Here is a 19,269-nt window from a genome sequence, read left to right as displayed (position 1 = left end):
CAAACTGGCATGGCCGCCCGAAGGTTCGCTACGGAGAACGCCGCATGATTTTTGATTTCGCCAGCATGACCGCGCGGTTCCGCGCTTTTGCGTTGGGCTGCGCGGCCCTCCGGCGCGAGCGCCCCGCGGATTTCTGGCACGGGCTGCTGTTCTGGGCGTTCTGGCTCTCGCTTGCGTCCTTCCCCGTCGGCTACGGCATGCGCGAGGTCATGCCGCTTGTCTGCGTGCTCTTTCTCGTGCCCTATTACCGCCATGCGTGGCGCAAGAGCGTGCTCGCGCGGCTCAGGGTGTGGTGGCTCTTTCTCTGCGCGGCCCTCATGACCGCCATCGGCGTCGTCTTTTCGCCAGACCCCGTGGCGTCCCTCCTGCACGCGGGCACCGGGGTCAACAAGGGCTTCATCCTGCCCTTCATCGCCATGGAGTGCGTGCGCGACGGGCGCGACCTCAGGCGCCTTGTCTGGGCCTGCGTGTTCGCCTGCTTCTGGGAGGGCATCGACGGCGTGTGGCAGGCCGCCACCGGCCGCGATTTCATCATGGGCTACAAGCTCAATGCCCGGCGCCTCACCGGCAGCCTCGGCGACTACACGGTGGGCAACTACATCGCGCTCGCCCTCATCCCGGCTTTCGGCGTGTGGTTCATCCTGCGGCGCGGCCTGGGCCGGTGCGCCTCGGCCCTGCTCTTTCTGGCACTGTTCTGGCCGGCCTTCTTCCTTTGCATCGGCGCGGCCAGCCGCAGCGGCATGCTCGCCATCGCCGCGGCCGTGGGCCTCTGGCAGATCCTGCGCGGGGGCTTGTCGCGCGTCGTGCGCGCCGTCGTGGGCCCGGCCCTCGTCTTCGCCGCCTTTTACCTCTGCCAGGCCCCGAGGCTGCATGTGGAGCGCATCGCCGGCGACGGCCGCTGGAGCCTCTGGGAGCTGGCCTGGCGCGTCTTTCTGGAGCACCCGTGGCTGGGCGCGGGCGCGGGCCGCTACAACGCGGCCTTCCGCGAACTGGGCCTCAAGCCGGCCCACGACGCCATCACCATCAGCCACCCGCACGACCTGTACCTCGACCTGCTCTACGCGCACGGCATCGTCGGCTTCAGCCTCGGCATGGTCTTTTTGCTGGGCTTTTTGTGGTGGGGCTGGCGCAAGATCCGCCCGCGGCTCGCGGCCGAGTGCCGCCAGCCCGGCAGCGGCGTTTACTGGCGGCTCGCGGCCTGGTTCTGGCTCGGCTATGCCGGCTGGCTCGTCAACGGCATCTTCGGCCACGACTTTTACCGCATCTGGTGGCTCGCGCTCGCCATGAGCCACCTCGGCGTCATGATCGGCGCCGTGGTCAACGGAGCGCCGGCGCCGGAAGAGGAAATCAGACCATCTCCCCACGGGAGTTGACAGATATTCCGCCTTCCGTCTGGAGCGAAGCGGAAGACGGGTGCTGGTGCCGGAAGAATCCTAAAAAATAAGATTTTTTGCTGCTGGCAAGGAAGACAAAAATTGCGCTAGCCGTTGGCGAGTCCACGAGCCTTACGGATAGCGACAGTGGCAGCGTTGGCTGTCCTGCGCGGTAACTAACTGCTGTCTTCATCCGTAGCTTCCTGCGTCGCAACGGCTGAAGCTCCGAAGGGAGTGTACTTAAGTACTCGACCGAGGAAATTTTTTTCTGACGCAGCCAGCAGCAAAAAGGCTGTTTTTGACGGATAATTTCGGCATTATCCAAGCCCCACCGCAACACCGCCAACGCACAAGCACGCCAAAGCCAAGGGCACGCAGGTGCTCAGGGGAGCCCCCGCCGCTTCCGCACGGCGCCCCTGCCCCTACTCCCGGTATTTCCGGCTCTTGAGGGGCGGCTGCCCGAAAAGCCGCTTGTAGTCGCGGTTGAACTGCTGCGCGCTGCCATAGCCCACCCGGGCCGCGGCGAGCCTGGCCTGCTCGTGCTCCTCGAGGATGAGGCGCCGCGCCTCGTGCAGCCTGAGCTGCTTGTAATACTGCAGCGGGCTCAGGCCCGTGAGCGTCTTGAAATACCTGTACAGCGTGGACTCCGACATATAGACCGCCCGCGCGAGCTCGGCGAGGCTCACGGGCGCGTCGAGATGCTCGCGCAGATAGCCGATGGCCGCGAAAAGCTGGCGCCCGTAACGGCCGCTGCCGTAGATGGCGTGGAGCACGTCCGCCTGCGGGCCGGCCAGCAGCAGGTAGTGCAGGTCCCTCATGGCCAGCTCGCCGCGCACCGGGACCTGCTCCGGCGCGTCGAGGATGCGCGTCACGCGCAGGAGCGTCTCCATGAGGTCGGGGCCCGCGTCCGCGATGGAGATGCCCGGCGTGTGCGGGCTGTGGCGCTCCTTCCAGCCGAGCTGGAGGATGAGGTCGCCGACGATCTGGCGGTTGATGTGGAAAAAGAGGGTCAGCAAGGGCTTTTCGGGGCTGGCCTGGAGGATCTGCGAGGAGCTCGGCATGTCCATGCCCACGAGGAGGAGCTGGTTCTCCGTGAGCGTGTGCTCCTCGGCGCCGTAAAGCGTCTTCTTGCTGCCCTGCACGAGGAGCGAGGCCAGCGGCTGGTCGAAACGGTGCTCCGAGATGCCCGCATGGTCGCGCCTGGCCATGAACACGCCCGGGATGGCCGTGGGCCAGATGCCGTCCCGGGGCATGCGGGCAAGCAGCGCGCGCTTCAGGTTTTCGCCCGCGCGGGCGATCCTTTCCCTGTCCTCAGTGCTCATGGCCACCTTGCCTCCCCGTGGCGGCATGGTAGCACCGCCCGCGGCCCGCGCAAGCCGGATGAAGGAAAATGGCAATTTTTTGCCAAAAAGCGGCCTTGCCCGGCGCCGGTGCCGCTTCGTATATATGCCGGCGAAGCCCCGGGCAAATCCCCGGCTCCCCCGACCCACACAAACGAGCCCAACACAAGGAGCAGACCATGCGGCATGCGGTTTTCGGCATCATCCTTTCGGCCCTTCTGGTGTTCGCCTTCGCGGCCCCGTCCTTTGCGGACGACGCGCCCGGGCAGTCCATCATCCGCAAGGAAGAGCTCAAGTCCGTGAAAGGCGCGGACAGCATCTTCACCGGCGACGTGACCATCACGCCGCTCTATCCGGCCAACAATGCCATGCGCTCCAGCGGCGGCAGCGTCACCTTCGCGCCCGGGGCGCGCTCCAACTGGCATGTGCATCCCGTGGGCCAGGTGCTGCTCGTCACCGAGGGCGTGGGGCGCACGCAGGAATGGGGCAAGCCCGTGCAGGAAGTGAAGGCCGGCGACATCATCATCTGCCCGGTGGGCGTCAAGCACTGGCACGGCGCCAGCCCCGAAACGGCCATGACCCATATCTCCATCTGCGAGGAAAAGGAGCCCGGCAAGGTCGTGGAATGGATGGAAAAGGTCACGGACGAACAGTACAACGGCAAGTAGGGGCCCGGGCGAGCGCAACCGCAACGCGCGCGGGCGCATGGGGAAAGACATGCAAAAGACCATGAAGGCCGCGGTGCTCGCCGGCCCGGAAAAGATCGAGGTGAAGGAGGTCGCCATGCCCGGGCTCGCCCCGGGCATGATCCTCATCAGGGTCAGCGCCTGCGGCGTGTGCGGCAGCGACGTGCACATGTGGAAGGCCGGAAAGGGCTGGAGCGACGAGCCGATCCCGGACTTCCGCATGGGGCATGAGTTTTGCGGGGTCGTAGTGGACCCGGGCGACAGCCATTTCGCCAGGGGCGACCGCGTGACCTTCTGGGCCAACATGTATTGCGGCCGCTGCGACATGTGCCGCCAGGGCCTGGAGCACCTGTGCCGCGAGGTGAAGGGCAAGAACTACATCGGCTTCGTGTGCAACGGCGCCTATGCGGAATATTTCGCGGGCCCGGCGCGCTATGCCTACAAATTGCCGGATACCGTGTCGGATGTGGCGGCCGCGCTCATCGACCCGCTCATGGTGGCCTACCACGCGGTGAAGCACTCGCGCACGCGCCTGCATGACCGGGTGCTGGTGGTGGGCAGCGGCATCATCGCCCAGCTCATGGGGCGGCTGGCCAAAAAGGCCGGCGCCTCGCTGCTCGCCATGTCGAAGATCAACGACAACCAGATGGCCAAGGCCCGCGAACCGGGCGACTTCGACTGCTACCTCGACGGCGCGGCGCCCGACCGCGCGGCCCGTTACCGGGAAGTGAGCAGGGGCGGCTTCGACGTGGTATTCGAGGCGGTGGGCAGCCGGGAATCGCTGGCGAGCTGCCTCGAGGCCGTGCGCCCCGGCGGGGAGATCGTGGCGGTGGGCAATTCGGTCACGCCCGAGATCCCCTTCAGCCTCAACAGTCTTGTCCTCAACGAGGTGCGCCTCTCGGGCAGCGTCTCCTGCACGCGCAAGGAATTTGAGGAGACCATCGACCTCATCGCCAGCGGCTTTATCGATCCCGAGGCCTTTGTCACCGACATCATCGGGCTCGACGGCCTGCAGGAGGCCATGCAGAAGCAGGGCACCGGCTGGCCGGGGCTTTTGAAGAGCGTGGTCAGGCCCTGAGGCCGCCTGCGTTGTGCTCAGTCAGCGGCGGGGGGCCCGGGTTTCCGGGCTTCCCGCCCTTCGTTTTTTTCGGCCGGGGCGCGCCTGCGGCCCTCGGCGCGCCCGTGGAAGATGTAGTGCTCGAAGGCGCTGCGGATTCGGCCGGCGCGCAGGGCTTCGGCCACGTCCGGGTTGGCGGCCAGGTAGTCCTCCTCATTGATCATGAATTCCCGCCGCAGGTGGTCCATATAGCGGCCGCAGGAGCCGCGGGGCGCCATCTCCCGGGCGCGCGGCCGGCTCAGCGCTTTCTGGAGCTGGACATTGACCACATAGTAGCCCCGGCTCTCCAGGAAGCCGGCCACGGCCGGGCGCACGGGCGCGGGCATGTACATGTCGAGGATGAAGTCCTCCTGGCCGGCCGTTTCGGCAAGCCACTGGCAAAACTCCCTGAACAGCCCCTTCTTGAAGACCTGGCAGGTGATGGCGCAGCAATCCATGTCCGCCCTGTTGTCCAGCACGGTTTCGGTGACGGCCGGCGGCGCCTCGCGGCTGCCCTGCGCCACCTCGTAATAGAGCATGTCGCCCGAGATGCGCCGGATGCCGGGCCTGAAGATCTCCCGCACGGTGAAGCTCTTGCCGGCGTGCGGGTCGTCCAGCGCGAGGATGGCGTAGGGCAGCTTGTGCGAAATGTGATAGACCTCGCGCGGGATGGGGTCGCCCGCCTGCGGTACGCTGCGGGAGATGAGCTTGAACGCGTAGCCCTCAAGCATCTCCTCCAGCTTCGCCCGCGTGGGGAAGAGGCGCGTGTCGATGGAGCGCCTGACCTCGACGAACTCCTTGGCCTTGCCGGGCGCCACGCCGATCTCGAGCACCAGTGTGCCGCCGGGATTGAGCCGGCTCATGAGCAGGTCGAGAAATTTTTTCTGGTCTTTCGCGTAGTGGATGGCCGAGGCGTTCAGGATGATGTCATAGCGCTCTTCGCCGAGATTTTCCCAGTCTTCGCAAAGAAAGGTGCAGCCCGGGAAGAGCGTCTTCGCCATGGCCAGGAAGCGCGGCTCGATGTCGACGCCCGTGACCTTCCGGGCGCCCATGAATTCCGCATAGCCGCAGAAAAAGCCCTCGTTGCAGCCCACGTCGAGAAAGGTCCTGCCCTTGAGCGCGGGCAATTGCAGCGCGATGAGCTTCTTGTAGCTTTCGGAATCGCCGCGCGCCCAGGGGAAGCTTTGGTATCCCATGGCGGGTCCTCCACGGGATAAAATACGGGAACTTTTCCGCCGGGGCAAGGAATCGCGGGACACTGTGTTGCCGGGCTGGGGCCCGCATGGCCCCCTGTTGCATCGCCCGTGAGGCCAAACGCCGTTTTTCCCCTCAGCCGAGCGTCTTGTGCTCCTGCCAGCCTGCATGCAATGTGCGGAAAAATTCCTCCACATCCACGCCGGTGGTCATGACCAGCGCAAGCGCGGTCATGATCCCCGGTTCCTGCAGGCCCTTTTCCACCACGCTCATGTTGCGGAGGTTATAGCCTGCCGCCCTGGCCATGGCCGTTTGAGAAACGTGCGCGGCAAGGCGCGCCTGCGCCAGAAGGGGCCAAACAGGGATTTTTGCCCAGCCTCCAGGGGCGTCAGCACATAGCTCACCGTCACGCTGCCCATGCCTGAAGGGCTCTGCGGCAGCCATGCGGCGTGTTCGCGGGCAAGGGCCGCCATGAAGCCGCCGGGTTCCACGCCGATGGCGTTGAGGAGGCGGAAAGCCATGCGCACACCTGGCTGAAGCCTGCCCTCCTCGATGCGCCTGATATTCGCCGGATAATAGGCTGCCAGATATACAACCTCCCAAAAAGAAAAGCCTTTCTTCTCCCGCTCCCTTCGGAGCGCGGGGCCGAAAAGACATGCTGGTTTTTCCATTTTGCCAGCATTGCCCAAGACAGCACGGCTACCTACGAATTTATTGACAGAGCAAATACTTTATGTTGTAGTAATATTGCAATCCAAAAATGCAACACTTACCTTTTAATAAGAAGTATATTAAGTGAACTATATGAAAGCAGTTGGAATGTGTTACGCAAAAGCTTTATCACCAACGGCTGTGACACGCGCGGACAATTTTGGCGATTCTTTATTATATATTGGCCAATAAGTGGTCTATTATTTCCAAGGATTATTATAGTTATTGCTATAAAAATGCCAACAGATAACTATATATTTGCTGTCCTCTTCCTCATCGCTTCTATTATTACCATTTACATCCCGCTTGTTACTGCAATTATCAGGCGCCTGCATGATGTGGGAAAGCCCGGCTATTTATGGATATTATGGTTTATCCCGGGAGCGAATCTCTATCTGCTCTATCTGCTGGCGAAAAAGGGCGTCGGAAAAAAAGCGAACTGACCGGGAGGGCGTGAGAAATGTTCAAGCTGTTTTTCACCATGGTAATGGCCATCCTGGCCGCCTGTTTCGTCATCGGCTTCATCGTCAGGATGCTGCGCAAGGGGGGCCACAAGGAAGTTGCGGAAATCGGCACCGATATAGCGAAGATCACTGGAGGGGAAGGCGACAAGGTGCGGCAGCTTCAGGAGCTTGCCCAACTGCGCGAGCAAAATATCCTCACCGAAGAGGAATTTGACCAGCAGAAGAAAAAGATTCTGGACCAGTAGCGAAACGCCTTCACTTCACCAAGGAACAGGCATGGAAAACGAGAAGGAGCTTATCGTTGCGGCAATGGCGATGAAAGAAGCGGGGCTCGTCAGCGCCGACGAATTCTGCCTGCTCATGGAGGAAATTGTTTCGGGCCCGACGCAGCGCGTGAAGAGGGTTGTGGAACTCTTTGCCCTGTATCAGGACAAGGCGCTTTCAAAAGAGGAATTTTGCCGTCTGCGGGCGGAACAATTCGCAAGCAAAATCGGTGAGGGCGCTGCGGCGGCAAAGACAGCGCCTGCCGCAGTTCCGACGCCGGGCCCTGGCGGCGCGGTTTCCGCGGCGGAACAGCGCAGAAAGGAGAGCAGGACAACGGTCAGCACCTTCACCCTTGTCGCGGGTCTCATCGGGCTCTTGCCACTCCCCATCGCCGACGCACCCCTGCTTATCCTCACCCAGTTTTTCCTGATGCACAAACTCTGCGGCAGGTATGGCCGCAAGCCGGGCATCGGGCTCCTGCTGATCGTGGCCTCAGCATTTCTGGGCCCGGTGGTTTTCAGTTCCCTTGCCAAGCTCCTGCCGGGGCTCGGTTCCATCCTGGGGGCCCTGGTCGGCGGTGGCTTCACGTATCTCGTTGGCGCAACAACGGTGAAGATACTGGAGAATAATGAGGAGTTCACCTGGGAAAACATTAAAAAGTCCTTTCGAAAGGATAAACTCGCAACTGGGGGAAAGGAGAGGCTTCTTTGATTCACTCGGAAAGGAAATCGGCTCGGGCGTACGTTCCATTCAGGATACGTATGCCGGGCAAGTTCTTAAGAATATGCGGGGATATGAAAATGACTCGCGTCCCGACCTGATGGATCTGCTCGCCAATGTGGAAGCGCGTTGGACAAAGATGGCGATCATCCTGTCCATTGCAGAAAAAAATGACGTTTCGGGTGCCATTCAGGCAGCCAAGGACAACGGCATCATAAAAAATCCTTCGAGGCCTTTTTCAAGAGCGCATCGGGCATACGGCAAAGGAGATAGTCAAGGAGTGGGACAGGTAAGTGCCCCGCCAGGAACACCCCAAGCGCTGCCACTGTTCCTTTCCGTTGATGGTTCCAATTGCCACGGGTTGCCAAGGGGCGGGGCTCTGACGCGGGCACCTCTCGGAACGGCCGCCGCCACGCGGGAGACGCGGGGATGGGGCTCGCCCCGCATGGCGGCAGCCGGCGGGGAGACGCGGCGTTGTTCAGGGACGCGCCGGCGCCTCCCGCCACAGGCGCCCGGTGAAGCCCTCACCGGCTCCCCCGGGCGCCCGCGAAACCTACCAGCCGGCCCGGCTGTCGGCGAAACGCCGGGCCACCTTGCGCAACTGCGTGGGGATGTCGATGCCCTGCGGGCACTGCCAGGAGCAGAGCCCGCAATCGTTGCAGCGCGCGGCCTCCTGCGGGGTGTTTTTCAGCACGAGGCCGTAGCTGTGCTCGGAGATGGGGATCTGCGCCAGGTCAAATTCCTTCGTGCTGTTGTACATGGAAAAACAACAGGAAATGAACACCCCGTGCGGGCAATGGCAGTGGTTGCATTCCGTGCAGGGGATTTCGTCTTTCTGTTTCAGCAGCGCCACGACTTGGTCAATGGCCGAGAGCTCGTCCGCCGTGAGCGGCGTGTCTGCCTCGTCCGAGAGGCGCAGGTTTTCCTCCACCTGGGCCATGTCGCTCATGCCGCTTAAGAGGATGCTCACCTCGGGCTGGTCCCACACCCAGCGGAGCGCCCAGGCCGCCGGCGAGCGGCTTGCGCCCGTGGCCGCGAAGATGTCCAGCGCCTCCTTGGGCAGGTGGTTGGCCAAAAAGCCGCCCATGACCGGCTCCATGGCGATGATGCCGAGCCCGAGGCCATGCGAGCGCCGCACCCCGGGCATGCCGGCCTGGAAGTTGGTGTCGCGGTAATTGACGATGTTCTGGTGAAACTCGAAATCATAATAGCCGAGCACTTTCTCGAGCAGGGCCGGCGTGTCATGGTAGGAAAAGCCCACGTGCCGCACCTTGCCGCTCTGCTTCGCCTTGTCGAGAAAGTCCGCGAGCCCGAGCCGGACAACGTTGTACCACGTGAGCTCCATGATGTTGTGGACGAGGTAGAAGTCGATATGGTCGGTCTGCAGGCTCCTGAGCTGCGCGTCGAGGAATTTGTCCATGTCTTCCCGGCTGTTCACGGCCCAGATGGGCAGCTTGGTGGCCACGAAGACCTTGTCCCGGCCGATCTCCTTCACGGCCTTGCCCACGAAGGGCTCGCTCGTGCCCTCCTTGAGCGGGTCCGCGCTGTGGTAGGGCCAGCTCGTGTCGATGTAGTTGACGCCGTTGTCCACGGCATGGCGCACAAGCCTGAGGGCAGCGGCGTCGTCCACCTTGGCGTAGTCGTTGCCCACTGTGGGGAGCCGCATGCAGCCGTAGCCCAGCACGGAAACCTTCTCGCCCGTCTTGCCCAGTGTGCGGTAAAGCATGTGTTTCTCCTTATTCTTTGCCGGATTGCATTGCCGGCGCCAGCCCCGGCGCGAGCGCGCCGGCCTTGAAGACCAGCGCGGGCTCGTCCACGGCCTCATTGCTCGTGACGATGAAAAGTTCCGAAGCGGCCGGGTCGATGGCGAGGCTCGTGGAGAGCAGGTTCTTGCCCTCGTCCCTTCCCGGGAGCAGGACCTGCCGCACCGGGATGCCGTTCGGGTCGAAGCAGAGCACCCGCCCCTGCCCGTAGAGCGCCACATAGACGTTGCCTTGGCTGTCCACGCGCATGGAGTCCGGCGCCGGTCCGGTGAAGTGGTAGGGCACGGCCGAGCCGATGGGCGACACCGTGGCCGGCCCTTCAAGCTGCGCCCTGTGCAGCCGGTTGGCGGCGAACTCCGTGGCCCAGAGGGTCTTGCCGTCCGGGGAGAGGGCCACGCCGTTGGCCTGGGCGAGGCGCGGGATGACCGGGGTGACGGTTTTGAAATCCGGCGAGACGTGGTACACGCCGCCGGCCGGGTCCGTGGCGCTGCCCCGGAAATCGGAAAAATAGAAGCCGCCGTCCGGCGCGAACACGAGGTCATTGGGCCAGTAGCCGGCCTCGGGGGGGACGATGGTCTCGAACGCGCCCGTCGTGGGCGACCACGCGAGCACGCCGCCGGTTTTCCGCCCAAGGTCGAGCGCGGCCATGAAGATCCGCCCGTCCTTGTGCAGGGCGAGGCCGCCCGCGCCCATGCCCGGCACTTTCGCGAGTGTGGAGAGCGCCTTTTCCGGCGTGAGCCGCAGCACAGCGCGCCGGCTCACGTCGCAAAAGAGCAGGTTGCCCTCGCCGTCAAAAATGGCGCCCTCGAGGATGTCGTTTTTCGGCGAGACCGTGAGCCATTCCTGGGCGGTTTCAAGCGGCACGGCCTGCTCGGCCGGCGGCACGGGCACCGGGCCCGCCGCGCGGGCCGGCAGGACGGGCGCGCCGAGAAGCCCCCACAGGAGCAGCACGACGCAGACGCACTCTTTCATGGCGTTCTCCCTATTCCCGCGCCGGGCGCTTACAGGTGCTTCCCCATGTTCCGGGCGGCCTCGAGCAGGGCCGGCTTGGCCCGCACGTCGCCCGGGGCCGTCACGCCCACCCCGCGCAGCACGCCGGCCACGCGGCACTTTTCAAAGCAGGACACCCATCCCTCCAGCCCGTGCAGGGCGCCGTCCACCGCGCGCTCGCTTTCGTCCGCGGCGCTCGCCAGAAGGTAGATGTCGCGGAAGGCGTAGTCGGACGGGAAGAGCGGGTTCGCGCGGTCGAGCAGGGTCTTCATCTGGCCCGACATTTCGTAATAATAGACGGGTGTGGCGAAGGCCACAATATCGCTCGTCTTCATTTTCTGGACTATTTCCGGCGCGTCGTCATGGATGACGCATGCTTGCGTCTTCTGGCAGGCGAGGCAGCCGGTGCAGAAACCGAGCTCCTTGCCCCGGAGCGAGATTTTTTCCACCTCATGCCCGGCCTCGGCCGCGCCCCGGGCAAAGGCTTCGGCCAAAAGGTCCGAATTGCTGTCGGGCCGAAGGCTCGTGGAGATGACCAAGACCTTTTTCATCGCTTTTCCGCTCACTTCAGGTTGGTCTTGAAGAATTCCGTAAGCTTCGTGAAGGGGATGAGGCCCGTGCGGTCATAGAGGTCCACATGGCCCGCGCCGGGCACCACGAGAAGCTCCTTGGGCTCGGCCGCGCGCCTGTAGGCGTCCTCGCTGAATTCCCGCGAGTGGGCCTTTTCGCCCGTGATGAAGAGCAGGGGCCTCGGCGAGATGGTCTCGATGTCGTTGAAGGGGTAGAAGTTCATGAACTTCACGTTGCTCGTGAGCGTGGGGTGGGTGGTGGTCTTGTCCGTCATGCCGGGGGGCGTCACTTCCCCGCGCGGGGTGCGGTAAAAGTCGTAAAATTCCCTTTCGATGGGCGTGGACTCGGGCGTGAGCTTGTGCACAGTGCCGCTCGTGTAGGCCGGCTCGCCGCCGGCGAACTCCACGTCGCGCTGGCGCGCCGCGGCCTCGAGGATCTTCTTGCGCTGCTCCACGCTCTGGCCGTGTTTGAGACCGCTGCGGTTGGCCTCGCCCATGTCATACATGCTCACCGTGGCGACGGCACGGAGCCGGGGGTCGATCTTGGCCGCGCTGATGGCGAAGCTGCCGCTGCCGCAGATGCCGATGATGCCGATGCGGCCGCGGTCCACATACGGCAGCGAGTCGAGAAAATCCACGGCCGCGCTGAAGGTCTCGGCATACATGTCCGGCGAGACCGCGTTGCGCGGCTGGCCCTGGCTCGCGCCCCAGAAGGCGAGGTCCATGGCGAGGGTCACGAAGCCCTGCTCGGCCATCTTCTGCGCGTAGAGCACGGCGGTCTGCTCCTTCACGGCGCCCATGGGGTGCCCGACGATGATGGCCGGGTATTTCTTGCTCTTGTCAAAGCCCTGGGGCAGGAAGAGGTCGCCCGCCATCTCCATCTTGTAGAGGTTGGGGAAGGTGACTTTTTCCATGGTCACCGTGGGGCTCTTGTAAAAATTGTCGGCGTCCGCCGGGGCGGCGGCGCGGGCGCAAGTCATGGCGAAGCCTCCGGGAAGCAGGGTCAACGCGGCCACAAGGGCGGCCAGGAGCGAGGGGAGTTTGTTCATGTGCCCTCCTTGGAGGAGCGGGTTTTGCTGATGAGGATGGCTGTACGCTAGCGCCCCGCACAATTTATTGCCAATACTTATTATTTATCATATACGATACTTTTTACGCATGATTGAGCCCCGGGGAGGCCCCATGGAATTGCGGACCTTGCGCTATTTTCTCGAGCTCGCCCGGCGCGGCAGCTTCACGGCCGCGGCGCAGGCCCTCAACCTTACCCAGCCCACGCTCTCGCGCCAGATGCGGGAGCTCGAGGCCGAGGTGGGGACGCCCCTGCTTGTGCGCGGCAAGCGCAGGACGGCCCTGACCGATGCGGGCAACTACCTGGCGGAGCGCGCGGCCGAGATACTGGAGCTTGCCGAGCGCACCAGAAGCGGCCTCTCCGCCGGCGGCGAGATCAGGGGGGATGTCTCCATCGCCGGCGGCGAGACCAGGGCCATGCGCCTCGTGGCCCGCGCCGTCAAAAACACGCGCGACAGCCATCCCGGCATCCGCTTCCACATCTTCAGCGGCAATGCCGAGGCGGTCTCGGAGCGGCTGGAAAAGGGCCTTGCCGATTTCGGCATCTTCGTGGGGCGGGCGAACCTCGCGGGCCTTGACCATGTGCGCCTGCCCGTGGGCGATGCCTGGGGCCTTCTGCTTGCGCGCGGCCACCCTCTCGCCGCGCGTGAGGCCATAGCTCCGGCCGACCTTCGGGGCCTGCCTCTCCTCTGCTCGGCGCAGGCCATGGCGGACAACGAGCTCGGCGGCTGGCTCGGGGAGGCGGCGGCGCATCTGGAGATTGCGGCCACCTATACCCTGCTTTACAATGCCTCGCTTCTCGTGCGCGAGGGCGTGGGCGCCGCGGTGTGCATCGACGGCATCGCGGATGTCTCGGAAGGGAGCGGCCTTGTCTTCCGCCCCTTCAGGCCGGCGCTCGTGGTGGGGCTGGCGCTCGCGTGGAAGAAGGGCCGGAGCTTTTCACCGGCCGCGGCGCTCTTCCGCCAGCGGCTGCTCGGGGAGATTGGCGGGGAGGCGGGGATACCTTCGCGCTGAGAGGGAAGGAAAGATTTTGTTCGGCTTGCGAATTGGTGGTGTGCTTGTACTGTCTGTGTATCGCCGAAATTATCCGTCAAAAACGGCCTTGCTCCAGCCGTTGCGACGAAGGAAGCTACGGATGGAGACAGCAGTTAGTTAGTGTGTCAGCCAGTCAACGGAGCCGCTGTCGGTATCCGTATGCCCGGCAAGCCGGGCGACGGCTACCGCTTTGGTGCTTGCTGCGTCAGAAAAAAATTTCCTCGGTCGAGTACTTAAGTACACTCCCTTCGGAGCTTCAGCCGTTGCGACGCAGGAAGCTACGGATGAAGACAGCAGTTAGTTACCGCGCAGGACAGCCAACGCTACCACTGTCGCTATCCGTAAGGCTCGTGGACTCGCCAACGGCTAGCGCAATTTTTTTCTTCCTTGCAAGCACCAAAAAATCTTATTTTTTAGGATTCTTCCGGCACCAGCACCCGTCTTTCGCTTCGCTCCAGACGGGATAAAGGAAGGGCTGGCCGCTGCAATACATAAAAAGCGCGGGAGGCGGTGTGACGCCCCCCGCGCAGAGCCTGGCAGAGTGGGCGGCTTATGCCGGCGACTGGAGCACCCCGCGCCGCCCCAGCCAGTCGAGCATGGACAGGCGCACGCGCTGGAGCCTGGTGGCGAGATTCTGGATGTCCTGCGCCGCCGGGGAGCCGGGCGCGTAGGCCAAAAGCGGCTGCTGGCGGCACACGGCCTCGGGGAGCTTCTTGTCCATGCGCACATGGCCGAGCAGCACGGGCTCGATCTGGAGGAAGTGCCCGCACGCGCCCTTGAGCTTGTCGAAGGTGGCCTGGGCCTCCTTGGCCGAAGCCGCCTGGTTCACCACCACCATGAAGTCGCGCAGGCCGTAGCGCGCGTTGAGCACCTTGATGAGCGCGTAACTGTCCGTGAGCGAGGTGGGCTCGGGCGTGATGACCACGAGCCTGACGGCGGCCAGCGCCGCGAAGGCCTGCACCGTCTCGGAGATGCCGGCGCCCAGGTCCATGAACACATAATCATAGGCGCCGAGCATGGGCTCCAGCCGCTCGAGAAGGCCCGCGCGCAGGTCCGGCGAGAGGTCGTTGAGCTCGGGCACGCCCGAGGCCGCGGGCAATACGTCGAAGCCCTTGGCGATGGGGTGCAGCACCTCGGCGAGGGAGCTCCCGCCCATGAGGGCGTCCTGCAAGTTGCCCTCGGGCGTGATGCCGAGGAGGACATCGAGGTTGGCGAGGCCCATGTCGCAATCCATGAGCAGCGCCTTGAAGCCCTGCTCGTGGAGCGCCCAGGCGAGGTTGAGGGTGAGGTTGGTCTTGCCGACGCCGCCCTTGCCGCTGAGCACGGCAATGCTCAAGGTGGTGTTCATTTGGGATCTCCGCCGAAAAAGAGAAAGCGTTTTTCCCCGGAGTGGACCAGGGTCGAGCCGTGGCTTCCGGAAGTTTCCTGGTGGATGTAGCCCTCGTCCTGGTCGAGGGCCGTGTCGAGCGCGGCCCAGGCGCGCGTGAGCAGTTCCTGGGCGCGGGGCGCGCGTTCGTGCCCCACATGGACGACGCCGAGCGCGCAGACGGCGCCGCTCCCGGCCGTGATGCCGCCGGTGGGGAAAAAGGGCCGCGCGGCCTCGGCAAAGGCCGCCTGCACGTCCTCCGCGAAGCGGCGGGTGCGCAGCTGCCCCATGCCCGGCAAGAGCAGGATATAGCGGCCCGGCCCGGCCGCGCCCAGGCTGTCGCAGGCCTCGAGCCTGCCCTGCAGGGTCTCGCCGAGGATGCGCTCCAGCCGGGCCACCGTGCCGTCGCCAAGGGCCGTGGCAAGGCGCCTGCGCTCGGCGAGCGCCGCGGCCACGAGGCTCAGGCCCCCTCCGTGGCGCGAAAGCCGCAAAAGCTCGCGTTCGAGCTGGGCCGCGAACATGGTGCTGCCGAGGGCGCCCAGAAGCACGTCCCCGGGCCCGGGCCGCGTGGCGCAGGCCGGGTCGGCCCGAAGGTCGGCCACGCGCACGCCGGTGACGATCTCGTCCGGCACGGGGAGCGCGTACCATTGGCTGAGCGGGTAGGCGCGGCAAAATTCCTGCCAGCCCTCGCGCGAAAAGCCGCGCACCACCCGCGCCACGAGAAGGGCGTTGTCGGCGGCGCCCGGCGCGCCCTGCCCTTCGGGAAGGGCTTGGGGCTCCTGCGCCTCCCCGCCCGCTTGGGCGAGGCTGCCGCGCAAGTCGCCGAGCTCGCGGGCGAGCGCGTGCGGATCAGTGGTGTTCCTGTTCATGGCGGTAGAGAAGGTAATCGTGCTGGAACTGGTCGATGCGCCCGTCGAGCACGGCGTCCACGTCGCCGGCCTCGGTGCCGGTGCGGTGGTCCTTGACGAGGCGGTACGGCTGGAGGGTGTAGGTGCGGATCTGGCTGCCGAAGGCGATGGCGTCCTTGCCGGCGTACTGGGCCTGGCGCTCGGCGTCGCGCTTTTGCAGCTCCATGTTGTAGAGCCGGGCCTTGAGGACGCGCAGGGCCGACTCCTTGTTGTGGTGCTGCGATTTTTCGTTCTGGCACTGGGCCGAGATGCCGGTGGGGAGGTGCGTCACGCGCACGGCCGAGCTCGTGGTGTTGACGCTCTGGCCGCCGGGCCCGCTGGAGCGGAAGATGTCGAAGCGCAGGTCGGATTCCTTGATGTCGAGCTCGATGTCGTCGCCCGCGTCCGGCATCACGTCCACCGAGGCGAAGGAGGTGTGGCGCCGGCCCGAGGCGTCGAAGGGCGAGATGCGGATGAGGCGGTGGATGCCGCGCTCGCTCTTCAAAAAGCCGTAGGCGTGCGGGCCGGAAAGGCGCAAGGTCACGCTCTTGATGCCGGCCTCGTCGCCGGGCAGGTAGTCCAGCTCCTCCACGCCGAAGCCGCGCCGCGCCGCCCAGCGGGTGTACTGGCGCAACAGCATCTCCGCCCAGTCCTGGGACTCGGTGCCGCCGGCGCCGGGGTGGATCTCGAGGATGGCGTCCTTGCCGTCCTCCTCGGCGGAGAGCAGCATGACGAGCTCGGTCTCGTCGAGTCGGCTGGCGAGGTCGGCCTGGGCCTGCGCGAGGGACTCCAGCGCCTCCCGCGCCTCGGCCTCGCCGCTTTCCGAGGCGAGGAGGAGCCATTCCTCCATGTCGTCATGCGCCTTCTTGAGGGCGGAGAGGCGGTTCACCTCGTCCTCGAGGCGGCGCTTTTCCTGGAGGAGCGGCGTCAGGGCCTCGGGCTTGTCCCAGGCGCCGGGCCGGGCGAGCTCGGCCTCGATGTCGGCAAGGCGCTTTTCGTCGCTCGCCGCGTCAAAGACGCCCCCAAAGGCTGGTGAACCGCTGGGTGAGCGGCCCTGAGGCCGCGCGCAGATCGCTGAGCTGGAGCATGTGTTCTCCCTGCGCCATGAGGGCGCCTGATGCAAAATTTAATTGGGGCGCGTGGTTCCCGCCCAGGCGCGCCCCCGGCGGCGCACCACGGTCACGACGAGGAGCGCGCCGAGCGCCATGAGCGGCAGCCAGGGCGCGAGCCTGTGGTAGCGGCTCTCGCCAGAGCAGAGGCGCGCCCGCGCCGCGAGCGTGCCCGCGCGGAACAGCGGCCCCATGGCCGTGAGCCGGCCGCGCGTGTCCGCCACCGCCGAAATGCCGGTATTGGTGCCCCTAAGGAGCCAGCGCCCCTGCTCCAGGGCGCGCAGGACGGTGAGATACAGGTGCTGGCGCGAGGCCGGGGTGCCGCGGAACCAGCCGTCATTGCTGATGTCCGCGAGGATGTTGGCGCCGTCCGCCACGCGCGCCTGGGCGAGCCACGAGAATATGCCTTCATAGCAGATGAGCATGCCGAGGGCAAGATTGCCGTACCTCAGGGGTGCTGTGGCCGTACCCTCGGTATACACGCCCACGCCCTGCAAAAGCGCCTCGAGAAAGGGCCAGTTGAGCCAGTCGGGCGCGTATTCCCCGAAGGGCACGAGATGTTCCTTGTCGTAAAAGCCCGCGAGGCTGCCGTCCGGCGCCAGCAGGAAGGCGCGGTTGAAGATCAGGGGCTCGGCGCCCTTGCCCGGGGCCGGCCTTTCCACGCCGGGCGCGCCGAAAAGCAGGGGCACCCGCTCGCGGCGCACGAGCTCCAGCACCTTGGCGGAGAGCCGGTGCGTCTGGAAAAAGAAGGGCAGCGCCGTCTCTGGCCAGATGACGAGCGGCGGCTCGGCGCCCTCTTCTCCCGGCCGCCATCCCAGGCCTGTCAGCCCCTCCTCCGTGAGCGTGCGGTACAGTTCCGTCGTTTCGGCCTGCATGGCCGGGAGCCACTTCTGGCCTTGGTCCACATTGCCTTCCACAAAGAGCACAGCCACGCTGTCCGGCCCGGCGGGCTCGGGGGTGAAGGGTGTCTTTTCCAGTTGCCAGTGGCCGTAGCCGAGCGTGAGCGCGATGACGGCGCCGGCGCAGGCGAGGCGGAGCGGCCGGAAGCCCTGAATATCCGGGGCCGCGACGCGGGCCAGGCGGGGAAAGGCGAGGAGCGCGAGCAGACCGGCCCAGAGCCACAGGGCGCCGGTGCCGTAGGCGCCCAGGGTGTCCGCCGCCTGGACGAGCAGGGGCCATGGGGCGAGCGCCCCTGCGAGCGGCAGCCACGGAAAGCCCACCACGAGGGCGAAGGCATATTCGAGAAAGTACCAGGCAAGCGCCAGCGCGAGGGCGAGACGCCACGCGGGAAGACCGCGGCCGAGCCGTGCGGCGGCGCAGAAAAGCGCGCCCTGCAAGGTGACGAGCGCCGCGATGAAGACGGCACAGGGCACGGCCAGCGCCCAGGGCAGGCCGCCCACGTCATGCACGGGAAGGCTGAGCCAGTAGAGGGTGGCGGTGCCGCCCGCGAGGCTTGTGAGCCAGCCCCGGCGCAAGGCTGCCCGGGCGCCGGGCGCGGAAAGGCCGAGCGCAGTCAGCGCCAGCGGCCAGAGCAGGGCCAGCGGCGGCGCGGAAAGGATGTCGTTGGGAAAGCCGAGCCAGAGCCCGAGCACAGCGGCCAAGGCCCAGAGCGCGGTACCGGGGGACGCGGGGCCGCGCATGCCGGCGGTGACGCTTGCTGGCCGGCTCAGCGAGCCCGCCAGGGCCCACGGGCGTTTCATGCGGGCGCCCCGAAGGCCGCCCCCAAGCCGGCGGCCTTCCTGCCCGGGGCCGCTCCCTCCTGCGGGCTCACAGCTCTTCCACGGGGATGGCCGCGGCGTCGGCGGCGGGCTCCATGCGCAAGAGGCGTATGAGCTTCATGTCCGCGTCGATGACCGTGAAAGTCCAGCCGTGGAGGGTGAAGGATTCGCCCTCCCCGGGCACGTGGCCCGCCAGCATGCTCAGGTAGCCGCCGATGGTGTCCACCTCGTCGGAGCTGATGTTGACGCCGAGCTCCTTCAGGTCTTCCAGCAGGGCGCGGCCCGTGAGCTCGTAGACGCGCTCGCCCACCGAGCGGATGTCCTGCTGGCGCGGGGCGTCGTGTTCGTCCTCGATGTCGCCCACGATCTCCTCGAGCACGTCCTCGATGGTGATGAGGCCGCTTGTTCCGCCGTATTCGTCGAGGGCGATGGCGATGTGCAGCTTGCGCGCCCGGAATTCCTGCAGGAGGGTGCGGATGGGCTTGGTCTCGGGCACGAAGAAGGGCTCGCGCATGACCTCGCTCACCGGCGGCGGCGGGGCGTCCGAGTCCACGAGGCAGCGGAGCACGTCCTTGGCGTGGAGGATGCCGATCATGTTGTCGCGGGTGTCGCGGAAGACCGGGATGCGCGAATGGCCCGACTCCACGATGACGCGCGCCACCTCGGGCAGCGGCATCTCCACGGGCACGCAGTCGATGTCCGTGCGCGGGATCATGGTGTCCTGCACCTGGAGGTCGTTGAAGCGCAGGATGCCGAGGAGCATGGATTCCTCGTCGGGCTCCACCTCGCCCTCGGCGCGGGCCTCAAGGATGGCCTTTTCCAGGGATTCTTCGCTGTCGTGCCCGAACAGGCGCCCCAGGCGCGACCAGATGGTACTATGACCTTCGCTTCCTCCGTCCAAGACTGCCTCCATCGT

General features: G+C 65.6%; 19 protein-coding genes. 7 read left to right on the top strand and 12 right to left on the bottom strand.

Going from position 1 to position 19,269, the window contains the following annotated elements:
* The first annotated feature begins 44 nt into the window (after nucleotides 1–44).
* The gene (locus tag G7Y54_RS10140; RefSeq protein WP_165079197.1) at nucleotides 45–1,373 is read left to right on the top strand and encodes an O-antigen ligase family protein; all 1,329 of its coding nucleotides are present in this window, start codon (nucleotides 45–47) and stop codon (nucleotides 1,371–1,373) included.
* 422 nt (nucleotides 1,374–1,795) lie between these two features.
* Here G7Y54_RS10140 and G7Y54_RS10135 read toward each other — a convergent pair whose 3' ends face one another.
* A complete protein-coding gene (locus G7Y54_RS10135) occupies nucleotides 1,796–2,695 on the bottom strand; it encodes an AraC family transcriptional regulator (protein ID WP_165079196.1) in 900 nt (299 codons plus the stop codon).
* 197 nt (nucleotides 2,696–2,892) lie between these two features.
* Between G7Y54_RS10135 and G7Y54_RS10130 the strand changes: the two genes are divergently transcribed.
* Both G7Y54_RS10130 and G7Y54_RS10125 read left to right on the top strand, forming a co-directional pair.
* Entirely contained in the window at nucleotides 2,893–3,381 is a 489-nt protein-coding gene (locus G7Y54_RS10130; protein ID WP_165079195.1) for a cupin domain-containing protein, read from the top strand.
* Between the two features lie 49 nt (nucleotides 3,382–3,430).
* Entirely contained in the window at nucleotides 3,431–4,477 is a 1,047-nt protein-coding gene (locus G7Y54_RS10125; protein WP_206214949.1) for an alcohol dehydrogenase catalytic domain-containing protein, read from the top strand.
* 17 nt (nucleotides 4,478–4,494) lie between these two features.
* On the opposite strand, the gene G7Y54_RS10120 is transcribed toward G7Y54_RS10125, so the two are convergent.
* Both G7Y54_RS10120 and G7Y54_RS10115 read right to left on the bottom strand, forming a co-directional pair.
* Complete coding sequence (locus tag G7Y54_RS10120; RefSeq protein WP_165079194.1) at nucleotides 4,495–5,691, bottom strand: class I SAM-dependent methyltransferase; 1,197 nt, start codon at nucleotides 5,689–5,691, stop codon at nucleotides 4,495–4,497.
* Between the two features lie 133 nt (nucleotides 5,692–5,824).
* The gene (locus G7Y54_RS10115; protein ID WP_165079091.1) at nucleotides 5,825–5,995 is read right to left on the bottom strand and encodes a helix-turn-helix transcriptional regulator; all 171 of its coding nucleotides are present in this window, start codon (nucleotides 5,993–5,995) and stop codon (nucleotides 5,825–5,827) included.
* A gap of 143 nt (nucleotides 5,996–6,138) precedes the next feature.
* Between G7Y54_RS10115 and G7Y54_RS12690 the strand changes: the two genes are divergently transcribed.
* Genes G7Y54_RS12690 through G7Y54_RS10095 form a run of 3 tightly spaced genes read left to right on the top strand, consistent with a single transcriptional unit; the run spans nucleotide 6,139 to nucleotide 7,839 of the window.
* Nucleotides 6,139–6,843 (top strand): DUF805 domain-containing protein, encoded by a 705-nt coding sequence (locus G7Y54_RS12690; protein ID WP_241159455.1) that lies wholly within the window; start codon nucleotides 6,139–6,141, stop codon nucleotides 6,841–6,843.
* 17 nt (nucleotides 6,844–6,860) lie between these two features.
* Nucleotides 6,861–7,109 (top strand): SHOCT domain-containing protein, encoded by a 249-nt coding sequence (locus tag G7Y54_RS10100; RefSeq protein ID WP_165079191.1) that lies wholly within the window; start codon nucleotides 6,861–6,863, stop codon nucleotides 7,107–7,109.
* Nucleotides 7,110–7,140: 31 nt separating this feature from the next.
* A complete protein-coding gene (locus G7Y54_RS10095; protein WP_165079190.1) occupies nucleotides 7,141–7,839 on the top strand; it encodes a hypothetical protein in 699 nt (232 codons plus the stop codon).
* Between the two features lie 562 nt (nucleotides 7,840–8,401).
* Here the strand turns inward: G7Y54_RS10095 and G7Y54_RS10090 are convergent.
* The 4 genes from G7Y54_RS10090 to G7Y54_RS10075 are packed head-to-tail and all read right to left on the bottom strand — an operon-like array spanning nucleotide 8,402 to nucleotide 12,219.
* Nucleotides 8,402–9,574, bottom strand: coding sequence for an aldo/keto reductase (locus G7Y54_RS10090; protein ID WP_165079189.1), 1,173 nt, complete (start codon nucleotides 9,572–9,574; stop codon nucleotides 8,402–8,404).
* A 10-nt stretch (nucleotides 9,575–9,584) separates the two neighbouring features.
* Complete coding sequence (locus tag G7Y54_RS10085) at nucleotides 9,585–10,583, bottom strand: SMP-30/gluconolactonase/LRE family protein (RefSeq protein ID WP_165079188.1); 999 nt, start codon at nucleotides 10,581–10,583, stop codon at nucleotides 9,585–9,587.
* A 29-nt stretch (nucleotides 10,584–10,612) separates the two neighbouring features.
* The gene (locus tag G7Y54_RS10080; protein WP_165079187.1) at nucleotides 10,613–11,152 is read right to left on the bottom strand and encodes a flavodoxin family protein; all 540 of its coding nucleotides are present in this window, start codon (nucleotides 11,150–11,152) and stop codon (nucleotides 10,613–10,615) included.
* A gap of 11 nt (nucleotides 11,153–11,163) precedes the next feature.
* Nucleotides 11,164–12,219 carry an alpha/beta hydrolase gene (locus G7Y54_RS10075; RefSeq protein WP_206214948.1) on the bottom strand — a complete coding sequence of 352 codons (1,056 nt, stop codon included), beginning with the start codon at nucleotides 12,217–12,219 and terminating at the stop codon, nucleotides 11,164–11,166.
* Between the two features lie 133 nt (nucleotides 12,220–12,352).
* On the opposite strand from G7Y54_RS10075, the gene G7Y54_RS10070 reads away from it, so the two are divergent.
* Nucleotides 12,353–13,252, top strand: coding sequence for a LysR family transcriptional regulator (locus G7Y54_RS10070; RefSeq protein ID WP_165079186.1), 900 nt, complete (start codon nucleotides 12,353–12,355; stop codon nucleotides 13,250–13,252).
* A 571-nt stretch (nucleotides 13,253–13,823) separates the two neighbouring features.
* Here the strand turns inward: G7Y54_RS10070 and G7Y54_RS10065 are convergent.
* The 5 genes from G7Y54_RS10065 to G7Y54_RS10045 all read right to left on the bottom strand — a co-directional run bounded on the left by G7Y54_RS10065 (nucleotide 13,824) and on the right by G7Y54_RS10045 (nucleotide 19,254).
* Nucleotides 13,824–14,621: a MinD/ParA family protein gene (locus G7Y54_RS10065; RefSeq protein WP_165079185.1), complete on the bottom strand. Its 798-nt coding sequence runs from the start codon at nucleotides 14,619–14,621 to the stop codon at nucleotides 13,824–13,826.
* Entirely contained in the window at nucleotides 14,618–15,508 is an 891-nt protein-coding gene (locus G7Y54_RS10060; protein ID WP_165079184.1) for a GGDEF domain-containing protein, read from the bottom strand. Before G7Y54_RS10060 ends, G7Y54_RS10065 begins: the two co-directional genes overlap by 4 nt.
* Nucleotides 15,489–16,614, bottom strand: a protein-coding gene (gene prfB / locus G7Y54_RS10055) for a peptide chain release factor 2 (RefSeq protein ID WP_165079183.1) whose coding sequence is annotated in 2 segments (ribosomal slippage) — nucleotides 15,489–16,538 and nucleotides 16,540–16,614 — 1,125 coding nt in all. Because the reading frame shifts where the segments join, the coding sequence is not laid out codon by codon here. The genes G7Y54_RS10060 and prfB overlap by 20 nt, the downstream gene beginning before the upstream one ends.
* 38 nt (nucleotides 16,615–16,652) lie before the next feature.
* Nucleotides 16,653–18,335 (bottom strand): apolipoprotein N-acyltransferase, encoded by a 1,683-nt coding sequence (gene lnt, locus G7Y54_RS10050; RefSeq protein ID WP_241159454.1) that lies wholly within the window; start codon nucleotides 18,333–18,335, stop codon nucleotides 16,653–16,655.
* A gap of 67 nt (nucleotides 18,336–18,402) precedes the next feature.
* The gene (locus tag G7Y54_RS10045) at nucleotides 18,403–19,254 is read right to left on the bottom strand and encodes a hemolysin family protein (protein WP_206214947.1); all 852 of its coding nucleotides are present in this window, start codon (nucleotides 19,252–19,254) and stop codon (nucleotides 18,403–18,405) included.
* Nucleotides 19,255–19,269: the final 15 nt, after the last annotated feature.

The sequence above is a fragment of the Desulfovibrio sp. ZJ746 genome, assembly GCF_011039155.1.
Classification (GTDB): domain Bacteria; phylum Desulfobacterota; class Desulfovibrionia; order Desulfovibrionales; family Desulfovibrionaceae; genus Desulfovibrio.
The sequence above is the reverse complement of the archived record's forward strand: the minus strand, read 5'-3'. Positions and strand labels throughout refer to the sequence as shown.

Excerpts from the sequence above, each read along its gene's own strand:
- G7Y54_RS10140 (WP_165079197.1), top strand. The coding sequence starts at position 45 with ATGATTTTTGATTTCGCCAGCATGACCGCGCGGTTCCGCGCTTTTGCG.
- G7Y54_RS10135 (WP_165079196.1), bottom strand. The coding sequence starts at position 2,695 with ATGAGCACTGAGGACAGGGAAAGGATCGCCCGCGCGGGCGAAAACCTG.
- G7Y54_RS10130 (WP_165079195.1), top strand. The coding sequence starts at position 2,893 with ATGCGGCATGCGGTTTTCGGCATCATCCTTTCGGCCCTTCTGGTGTTC.
- G7Y54_RS10125 (WP_206214949.1), top strand. The coding sequence starts at position 3,431 with ATGCAAAAGACCATGAAGGCCGCGGTGCTCGCCGGCCCGGAAAAGATC.
- G7Y54_RS10120 (WP_165079194.1), bottom strand. The coding sequence starts at position 5,691 with ATGGGATACCAAAGCTTCCCCTGGGCGCGCGGCGATTCCGAAAGCTAC.
- G7Y54_RS10115 (WP_165079091.1), bottom strand. The coding sequence starts at position 5,995 with ATGGCCAGGGCGGCAGGCTATAACCTCCGCAACATGAGCGTGGTGGAA.
- G7Y54_RS10100 (WP_165079191.1), top strand. The coding sequence starts at position 6,861 with ATGTTCAAGCTGTTTTTCACCATGGTAATGGCCATCCTGGCCGCCTGT.
- G7Y54_RS10095 (WP_165079190.1), top strand. The coding sequence starts at position 7,141 with ATGGAAAACGAGAAGGAGCTTATCGTTGCGGCAATGGCGATGAAAGAA.
- G7Y54_RS10090 (WP_165079189.1), bottom strand. The coding sequence starts at position 9,574 with ATGCTTTACCGCACACTGGGCAAGACGGGCGAGAAGGTTTCCGTGCTG.
- G7Y54_RS10085 (WP_165079188.1), bottom strand. The coding sequence starts at position 10,583 with ATGAAAGAGTGCGTCTGCGTCGTGCTGCTCCTGTGGGGGCTTCTCGGC.
- G7Y54_RS10080 (WP_165079187.1), bottom strand. The coding sequence starts at position 11,152 with ATGAAAAAGGTCTTGGTCATCTCCACGAGCCTTCGGCCCGACAGCAAT.
- G7Y54_RS10075 (WP_206214948.1), bottom strand. The coding sequence starts at position 12,219 with ATGAACAAACTCCCCTCGCTCCTGGCCGCCCTTGTGGCCGCGTTGACC.
- G7Y54_RS10070 (WP_165079186.1), top strand. The coding sequence starts at position 12,353 with ATGGAATTGCGGACCTTGCGCTATTTTCTCGAGCTCGCCCGGCGCGGC.
- G7Y54_RS10065 (WP_165079185.1), bottom strand. The coding sequence starts at position 14,621 with ATGAACACCACCTTGAGCATTGCCGTGCTCAGCGGCAAGGGCGGCGTC.
- G7Y54_RS10060 (WP_165079184.1), bottom strand. The coding sequence starts at position 15,508 with ATGAACAGGAACACCACTGATCCGCACGCGCTCGCCCGCGAGCTCGGC.
- lnt (WP_241159454.1), bottom strand. The coding sequence starts at position 18,335 with ATGAAACGCCCGTGGGCCCTGGCGGGCTCGCTGAGCCGGCCAGCAAGC.